Raw genomic sequence first — 8,200 nt, forward strand, 5'->3', positions numbered from 1 at the left:
AAAATCCAGCATTTTTTATACAGCCAACTTTTTTATTGTCTATAAATACATCTCTGCAACCAGCCGCACCCAAAAACTTACTCTGCCTCATAAAATAGACGGTAGCTGATTCTTGGTTTACCAATGTGGCTTCCGAAAACTTTTCGCCAGTCGCCGAACAACCGCTTAAAAATGCAGTAAATGCGAAAAGAAAAATTTTAATTAAAGGTAGTTTCATCCTTTCTCCAGTGATGGCTAACGCTAAGCTTTGGGGCGCAGGCTCGTGGGCGAAAATGGCGAAGCCGCCCACGTGTTTGCGTCCCAGCGACCGAAGGGAGTGCCAACAGCGTTTGGTTAGCTGTGCAATTCACTCCACACTCCTACGAACTTTATCGAACAGGCCTTTATCGTTTTTCAGTGCTCCGTAGTCCTCACCACTTATTTCTCGGACAACAAACTTAGATGCAAAGTGACCCACATCAAACTCGATGAAGAATCTATGACCCTCGTCCTCGAAAATAGACCAGTAATCGCCGTAAAAATAATCTAGGTGTTTTACGTGCTTTTTACGCCTAGCTTCGGCTACCTGTTCTTCGGTGGGGTATGCCCCTTGCTTCATCGCGTAATACTTACTCATTGGCTTCACCAGACAGCTAACGCCTTGCTCACCGGAAAATTAGGAGCGCAGCGAGTAATCTTTCCGAGTGCAGCAACTTGTTATGCCATATGTTGCTGAAAGTTCCCAAAATAGGGTTTTAACGCATTCTTAATTTCTTCTTTAGAATCGCCCCTCACAAGTCGGACGATCGTTTCTGGCAAGCTTCCATTTGCTAAGCCCAATGAATTACTAACTTGTGAAGAAAGGGACTTACGGTTGTAGAGCGCCAATAACTGCTCATAGTCCTTTGTATTTAGAACATTGCGATAAAGTGAATCTGTATCAGCATATATTTGGTTTACATCAATACTCGAAACAAGCGCTTGCAGTGCGTTGTTTATATTTTGAGCGCCAGTTTGACTTGCATCAAACATATTCAGTTGGAACTTAACTTCACTAGATACGCGCAATGACACTTGATGGTCGAGCTCTCCCTGAAGTCTACCAAACACGGTATTGGAAACCGCATCAAAATCTGATGCTGGGTCACGAGCTAGCCTATTGCTTACTATTGCAAGAACCTCTCTCGCACAAAACAGATTCTCAACTTCTGCTACGCTCAATACATAAATGGAGTCTTGTTCAAGCTTTGTAATTTCAGCGTGAACCCTACGGTCTCTGTCGATTAATCCGTACACATCCAAATGATGTATTTGTGGGTTTGCTTTTAACGCTTTTACAGATTGGATTACTTGAGTGCAACTCCCCCTTGGGATAACGAGAAAATCTGATAAAAGTTCTCTGTATAGGCTGACATCAAAGCTGCCATTTTCGCCCTCTACAAATACAACAGGTTTTCTACTCCCCAAAACCTCAATAAGTAAATCGTCTGGGAGATTTTCATCGTCTTCTATTTGCTCCCATTCCCATTTTTGGCCATCGAAAGATTTCAGCCACACTCTTTTCGCTGTTTCTTTAGCAGCTGCAAAATCAACATCATGCGTTAAATAAACAAAAAGGCAGTCGTCTCTTAGTTTTTCTACAGCGTCCCATAATGGAGCCTGGACAGACTTGTGCAGATGTAATTCGGGCTCATCTATAACAATGATTCCATCTTTTGGAGCGGCTAGGCACTGCCCTATGAGGTAAAATATAACTCTCTCTCCATCACTCATCTCTGATGAGTTATATATTTTGTCCTCAAGTCCCCTAACGCGTGTTTGAATTCTTAATCCTCCAATAACTAATTCCCTGTGAGGAAGGATTGTTTCCCATAATTCTTTTACGCGATCAATCTTAGTTATAGGAGGGGCAACACGTTCTTCACTTTCTTTGCAGGCCCTCTTGAACTTCGCATTCTCCTCAGTTTCATCCGAGAACAAATAAACCATGAGTTTTTGGTAATCGTTTAGAAACGCAGTAGCTGGTTTGTTCTGCCACTTGCTCGCCTTATTCTGGTAGGTCCACCCGGGGTTGCCAAACAAAAGATCCTTCTCCGCTTGCTCTATCGATTGAGGAGTAGTGGAATCAGGTAAGGAGAGGGATTTTTGCGCAGATATTCTATGTACTAGGTGTTTCTGAGGTGAATTTATTTCAATCCAAGTGCCAAGACGGGTTTTTCCAGAGCCATTGGCGCCCACAAACAATATGCTTTGAGTTGCTTCAATTGATTCGTTGTTATTTTCTTTTGGAAGAATCAGTTCTTTCATATCGAGATTTCTCTATCCATGATTATTGGCATAACGCTAAGCTTTGGGGCGCTAGCGCGTGGGCTAAAATCCGAGCGAAGCGAGCCAGCCCACGTGTTAGCGTCCCAGCGACCGAAGGGAGTGCCAACAGCGTTTTGTTAGGCGTACAACTGAAAGTACGCAGCTTTGCTGCCACCACTAACCAAATAGACCGCTTATTTAAATTATTGAATTTAAGATAAAACAACCCCGTGCGAAATGCCAGATGTTAACGGTAATGCTGGATAAAAGAGGGAGTTTAGAAAAGTGGTGATGTTAAATATTGGCGTTGCACTGTTGATAAAAAGCGCGTTGCTAAAGCCGTTGAAACTACCGAAAAAAGTAAGCCGTAAAGACAACCTAGCGAAACAACCTTGATGCTGGAATGTCACATCCAAACCCACATTTTAATGTTGTAAGTAAATGACGCCTAACACCCAAATAAGGGGCATAAACATGGCGGCTATAATCGGAGCGAAGCGACACAGCCGTCATGTTTGTGTCCCAGCGAGCCAGCGAGCGACTTAATTTTTTTGTTAGCTCCTTTCACTGAGCTAAGAAAGTCGATTGATTTAGTGAAATATTCTTTATAAGTATTCTTCGCGTCCGGCAGAAATATTGTTTGGACGTCCTCGCCCCGCCAGCTAGAGTTACTCGATTTTTCAAGTCTAATGAATAATTTCCCTGTTTCTAAGCAAATGCAAAGACTATCATGAATATCATTTTTACCTCCTGTTTTCTGGTAAAGGCAGAGTATTTCTTTGAACCTATTCATTTGAGTTCTCACGTATTTAAGATTTTAATCAACGACGTCAGTCAAAGATTCGTACAAAGCAACTCTTTTGGTGTCATCACTCTCATCCAATAGACGTTTCGCATCGTCCAAATTAACCCAACCTACTGCTTTGCGCGCACTTTGTGTATTCCCCTTACCATAGTCGCGCCACCCAGCAATATTATAAGACCTTAATTTTTCGAGTGCTTCTTCGTACGTGGCAGTGAACTCAATTGCAGGTTTAACGGGGTTTTCACTAACCTTATACCCGTTCCTAGCCTTTTGATGGATATTAAAAGGGATGCAGAAGGTATCTTTTGTTGAAACAGGAATTCTATTCTGGCGCTTTTGTTTAAACACTTTATATCCTTGTCGTTTACTAGGTAGCTAACGCTAAGCTTTGGGGCGCAGGCACGGGGCTATAATCGCGAAGCGGCCCCGTGTTTGCGTCCCAACGACCGAAGGGAGTGCCAACAGCGTATTGTTATATTTCATACCCACAAAACTACAATTAAACCTAGTGCTAATACAAATACTAATGAGTAAAAAGGCATTTTGTAGGTGCGATAGTTTCTTGCATCTCCAGGAGGGGTTAACCAGGCAAGTAAAGTAGATGCGCGAGTTATGGCCTTAGGTTTCAATAATCCGTTTGAGCTGATTACGTGATATTTCCAGTTCTGAAACTCACCCCCATACCTTTTAAGGTCTGATTCCAATTCCTCTTTTACGTTAGATAGAGCTTGTTCTGAATTTTCCAGAAGCCTAGTGATACGAAGAATAACTTTGCCTTCCTTGGTATAACGGATGGAACATTCTGAGGGGGCTGTTCGCTCTTGAATAACCTTAAACCCACTTTTAGCTGATGCGTCTGATTGAAACAAAAAACTGTAGGCAACTGTCACTTTATTGTTTCTATTTCGAACCAAAATTTACATCCTTGCCGTTTGAAAGAAATATAACTTTAAGCTTTGGGGCGCTAACATGGGGCCATAATCGCGAAGCGGCCCCGTGTTAGCGTCCCAGCGACCGAAGGGAGTGCCAACAGCGTTTTGTTAGGCGTACAACTGAAAGTACGCAGCTTTGCTGCCACCACTAGCCAAATAGACCGCGTGTTTAAACTATTGAAATTAAGATAAAACAACCCTGTGTGAAAAGCCAGATGTTAACGGTAATGCTGGATAAAAGAGCGAGTTTAGAAAGCTGATGATGCAGAATGTTGGCGTTTCGGATTTGATAAAAAACACGTTGCAAAAGCCGTTGAAACTACCAAAAAAGCAAGCCTTAAAGACAACCTAGCGAAACAACCTTTAAGTCGGAATGTCACGCCTGAACTCACATTTTAATACTGTAAGTAAATGACGCCTAACACCCACATAAGGGGCAGTAATGCGTGGGCTAAAATTTAGAGCGAAGCGACAGAGCCCACGTGTTACTGTCCCAGCGAGTGGCTTAATGTGATTGTTATGTTTAACACTTTGGACGACGCCCGCCACCTTTTTAAACATGCCTCCATAGACTGATATGGAGTGTAGTTCTTTGTCTTGGAATAGTAAGTACTACCTTTAGCGTGACATTTGCCGCTCTTGCTTTTTTTAACAGGTGGCTCCTCTGCCAAAACAATCTGCGGTGATTAACCTAAAAATAAAGCTAACAATACTGCCAAGGACTCCTTATAAAAACTGGGGTTCATTGAATGTTCCTCCTTAAAGATAACTTTCCAATAACGGGCGCATACATGTGGGGCATAATGGCGAAGCCGCCGCGCGTGTATGCGTCCCAGCGAACGAAGTGAGTGCGTTTATTGGCTTGTTAGGTGCGTGCAGATACATCCTAGTTTTCCCTGCCAAGATAAGCCCTAATAGATGAAATCAAACCGTCGCTATTGAATGTTACAACGTCAACGACAAAAAGTACTTCTGTTTCATTAACAACAATCTTGAGCTCTCCGGAGACCGAATTATCGTTTTCCATAATATTTAAGATTTCGATTTCCAAACTTGAAGCGTTGTCAAAATTCTTCTGAGTTTCCGATATGGCGACACTTTTACCATGAACAGAAATTTTCCAATCTCTTAGATGAATATTGGGAGCAAAAAGATTCGAAACCGCTTTAATATCTTTGTTTTGATAGCTAAGAAGGTAAGATTTAAATTTTCTGAATTATTCATTTCCAATCCTTAGAAGCACATAACTTTCCAATAACGGGCGCAGGCATGTGGGGCATAATGGCGCAGCCGCCCCGCATGTATGCGTCCCAGCGAACGAAGTGAGTGTGTTGATTGGGTTGTTATGTGCAACCATTAATAACCTTGTTCTTTTGCAAGTTTTATTTCTAGTATCACTCTTTGGAGAAGGAGTTTCCCAAATTTCTCTGTCAAGTAGCTAGTAAAACCTGTCATTTCATGCTTAACGTGCTCCGCCACTTCGCTCGGTATTTGAAGTGATAGATTATAATTAAACTGATAATCATCAAACGCATCTTTCATGCGTGATATAACTATATCGGTCATCTCTAATGATGCTTCGCTTTCCGCTAATATATTCGTAAGAGTTTTTTCAAAGCTGTTCCACTCTTGAACTGCTTTGGTTGGAAAATTGACTATGTTATTCATGTTCATCCTTGCACATAACACCCTGCTTAGGGGCGGAAACACATGGGCTAAAATTTAGGAGCGAAGCGACGCAGCCCATGTGTTTGCGTCCCAGCGAGCCCGCGAGCGACTACAGCAGATTGTTATGTTCACTTAACCACTAAATTATCTAAGACCTTGTTTAACTGACCTATTTTAAGTTTGTACTCGCAATTGTAAACTTCTTGAGGAGGAGTAGAAATACATGGCTTTGAAGGATTCTTAATAAGGTACTCTTCAATTGTTTCTGAAACGCTACCCACGAATTCAGCAGAGCTGTGAGAAGACGACTCGGCAAATTCTTTAAACTTCTCTGCTTCCAATACAAGAGCGCCATTAATAAATCGTTGTATATCTTCTCCTTCTGCCTCTTCCAGTGATACGAGTCCAGATGTGATCAAACCAATTAACCCAGCCTGTCCGATAATGTGATCAGCCTTCTGTTCCTGAAGTTTTCCAGAAAGAAAATAACCATGTATTTGATAACCTATGAACAAAGAGATTAAGCATATGGTTAAATAAGTAAAGAACGATCTCATAATTTACCCGTGAACATAACACCCGCATAACGGGCAAAAATACGTAGGCTATAATACAGAGCGAAGCGAAGGGAGCCTACGTGTTTTTGTCCCTAGCGAGCGCAGCGAGTGTTAATGCGTTTGTTATGTGCACATTCAGGCAATTGAAGTAACTATATTTTGGCCTTCTACAACCTCATAACTAACGCGGACAGAAGCCCCAACATCAAGACTGTCTAAATGCTTTTTAGTAACTGGTGTGTGTAGCCCTAAAACCGAGTATATATTTGCACTTGGAGCGATATACTCATTGTTTTGCGAATCTTTAAATTTGAGTATCCAAGATTCATCTGTATAGAAGTTCACAGCTTTTACTCTGACCAGCATAAATCACCTGTGCACATAACTTTTGAATAAGGGGCGCAGACATGTGGGGCATAATGGCGAAGCCGCCCCGCATGTTTGCGTCCCAGCCCGCGCAGCGGGCGACTTAATTTATTTGTTATGTGAAAATTGTTCAAAAGAGTTTATACAAAATGCTTCCACATATGCTTTCTTTGACAAAACCATAGTAAATACAAACGTATGCGTCCATTAAATTTGGCTTATAGGCAAAAAATATCTCTGGCTCTTTATCTTGGATTAGGGCATCACTCGATGACGCTGTTAAATCATTACCTGATAGATCAGTAGTCCCAAACTGAACTCTCATCGCAACTAAGCCGCTCTCTAGTTCTAGCGGAAATTTAGCTAGTCCGTATCTAAACCCTTCCTCGTCTACTTCTTCTATACGTACAAACCAACCAAGATCTTTAAAGTTAGAAGCGCTAACTTCTGTTACTGGAAGGGGAACATCCGCCACTGTAGAAAATGAAGTCAAAAAAAGAAGTAATGTAAATATTTTCATCGTTTTCACATAACGCTTTTAAATAAGGGGCGCAGGCATGTGGGGCATAATGGCGACGCCGCCCCGCATGTATGCGTCCCAGCGAACGAAGTGAGTGACTTAATTTTTTTGTTAGGTGGCATTGTTTGCTCGAAGATACACACCAATATGGCCGACCGAATACTTATGATTTTTAAAGTTACCACGTTTTACAATTGGTATAGAGCCTAAAGTGTCGGTTATTTGTTGTCGAAGCTCTGGTGTATTGAGTTTAGAGTTTTTTGGAACAACTATGAGCGGCGTAAACAAGAAATGAGAAAAGTCTTGATTGCTATTGATTACTGTATACCCACTTTTTTCTAACTTGGTTCTTAGGCTGGTTAGCTTTGCTTCGTTAATTCCGTTGGAATGCAGATGGATAGTAGGTTTGGCGACTGATGTACACCCAGCTAACACAATGACAATAAATGACAGTAATATCGTTTTCATCCCTGACACCTAACTTTTAAATAAGGGGCGCAGACATGTGTGCAAAAATGGCGAAGCCGCGCACATGTTTGCGTCCCAGCGAGCGGCAGCGAGTGCCATAATTTGTTTGTTATGTGACTTTACCCTAAATAAGAGCATGCTTTTTATACTTTTTAACAAACACTTTAGCTTCTGCCAACGTTGAAGGGTAAGAAACGTTGCAATAGCTATTTTTGATAGGCCTGATTTTTTGAAAATAGAAACCATGGTGGACGAGGTATGCCACCTTTTTCCATTGGGCGATATCAGACTTTTTTGGTGCTTTGAAATGCCGGCCTAAATTATAAGTAACACCACCACAAGAAACACACTGGCCGTGCAATGGATAATCGCATGGAGCACCAGGAAAGCTACGTTGAAAAGAGGTTTTGCAGTCGAGGCAAGCATACGCCATAGAATACTTGCCACTTGAAAAGGAAGCTTTGTCTGGTTTGATTGGTTTAGTTCTGTAACCAGAATCCCATCTCAGTGCTTTTTTAGTGTTTCTATCCATGAATATCCTGAGTCACATAACTTTTAAATAAGGGGCGCAGGCATGTGGGCTAAAATCCGAACGAAG

Annotated in this window: 10 protein-coding genes and 1 pseudogene; all 11 read right to left on the reverse strand. The window is 41.8% G+C overall.

Features of this window, described 5'->3' with window-relative positions; translation table 11 throughout:
- Positions 1-217, reverse strand: a pseudogene (locus tag ACX5J7_RS14990) (hypothetical protein); the annotation flags it as partial.
- A 129-nt stretch (positions 218-346) separates the two neighbouring features.
- Positions 347-616 (reverse strand): hypothetical protein, encoded by a 270-nt coding sequence (locus ACX5J7_RS14995; protein WP_150140882.1) that lies wholly within the window; start codon positions 614-616, stop codon positions 347-349.
- 80 nt (positions 617-696) lie between these two features.
- Complete coding sequence (locus ACX5J7_RS15000; RefSeq protein WP_150140884.1) at positions 697-2,286, reverse strand: DUF4435 domain-containing protein; 1,590 nt, start codon at positions 2,284-2,286, stop codon at positions 697-699.
- Between the two features lie 817 nt (positions 2,287-3,103).
- Complete coding sequence (locus tag ACX5J7_RS15005; protein ID WP_150140888.1) at positions 3,104-3,439, reverse strand: hypothetical protein; 336 nt, start codon at positions 3,437-3,439, stop codon at positions 3,104-3,106.
- Between the two features lie 131 nt (positions 3,440-3,570).
- A complete protein-coding gene (locus tag ACX5J7_RS15010; protein ID WP_190322185.1) occupies positions 3,571-4,005 on the reverse strand; it encodes a hypothetical protein in 435 nt (144 codons plus the stop codon).
- A gap of 1,374 nt (positions 4,006-5,379) precedes the next feature.
- The gene (locus tag ACX5J7_RS15015) at positions 5,380-5,691 is read right to left on the reverse strand and encodes a hypothetical protein (RefSeq protein ID WP_075176688.1); all 312 of its coding nucleotides are present in this window, start codon (positions 5,689-5,691) and stop codon (positions 5,380-5,382) included.
- A 128-nt stretch (positions 5,692-5,819) separates the two neighbouring features.
- Positions 5,820-6,248 (reverse strand): hypothetical protein, encoded by a 429-nt coding sequence (locus ACX5J7_RS15020; RefSeq protein ID WP_190322186.1) that lies wholly within the window; start codon positions 6,246-6,248, stop codon positions 5,820-5,822.
- A gap of 135 nt (positions 6,249-6,383) precedes the next feature.
- Positions 6,384-6,614: a hypothetical protein gene (locus tag ACX5J7_RS15025; protein WP_150140838.1), complete on the reverse strand. Its 231-nt coding sequence runs from the start codon at positions 6,612-6,614 to the stop codon at positions 6,384-6,386.
- Positions 6,615-6,744: 130 nt separating this feature from the next.
- A complete protein-coding gene (locus ACX5J7_RS15030; RefSeq protein WP_498707405.1) occupies positions 6,745-7,134 on the reverse strand; it encodes a hypothetical protein in 390 nt (129 codons plus the stop codon).
- A gap of 111 nt (positions 7,135-7,245) precedes the next feature.
- Positions 7,246-7,602, reverse strand: coding sequence for a hypothetical protein (locus tag ACX5J7_RS15035; protein WP_013785562.1), 357 nt, complete (start codon positions 7,600-7,602; stop codon positions 7,246-7,248).
- Between the two features lie 124 nt (positions 7,603-7,726).
- Positions 7,727-8,134 carry a hypothetical protein gene (locus ACX5J7_RS15040; RefSeq protein WP_159582028.1) on the reverse strand — a complete coding sequence of 136 codons (408 nt, stop codon included), beginning with the start codon at positions 8,132-8,134 and terminating at the stop codon, positions 7,727-7,729.
- Between the last annotated feature and the right edge of the window lie 66 nt (positions 8,135-8,200).

It is taken from the genome of Alteromonas infernus (genome assembly GCF_902705815.1).

Bases quoted from the DNA above. Each gene is read 5' to 3' on its own strand.
- ACX5J7_RS14995 (WP_150140882.1), bottom strand. From the start codon at position 616: ATGAGTAAGTATTACGCGATGAAGCAAGGGGCATACCCCACCGAAGAA.
- ACX5J7_RS15000 (WP_150140884.1), bottom strand. From the start codon at position 2,286: ATGAAAGAACTGATTCTTCCAAAAGAAAATAACAACGAATCAATTGAA.
- ACX5J7_RS15015 (WP_075176688.1), bottom strand. From the start codon at position 5,691: ATGAATAACATAGTCAATTTTCCAACCAAAGCAGTTCAAGAGTGGAAC.
- ACX5J7_RS15020 (WP_190322186.1), bottom strand. From the start codon at position 6,248: ATGAGATCGTTCTTTACTTATTTAACCATATGCTTAATCTCTTTGTTC.
- ACX5J7_RS15025 (WP_150140838.1), bottom strand. From the start codon at position 6,614: ATGCTGGTCAGAGTAAAAGCTGTGAACTTCTATACAGATGAATCTTGG.
- ACX5J7_RS15030 (WP_498707405.1), bottom strand. From the start codon at position 7,134: ATGAAAATATTTACATTACTTCTTTTTTTGACTTCATTTTCTACAGTG.
- ACX5J7_RS15035 (WP_013785562.1), bottom strand. From the start codon at position 7,602: ATGAAAACGATATTACTGTCATTTATTGTCATTGTGTTAGCTGGGTGT.
- ACX5J7_RS15040 (WP_159582028.1), bottom strand. From the start codon at position 8,134: ATGGATAGAAACACTAAAAAAGCACTGAGATGGGATTCTGGTTACAGA.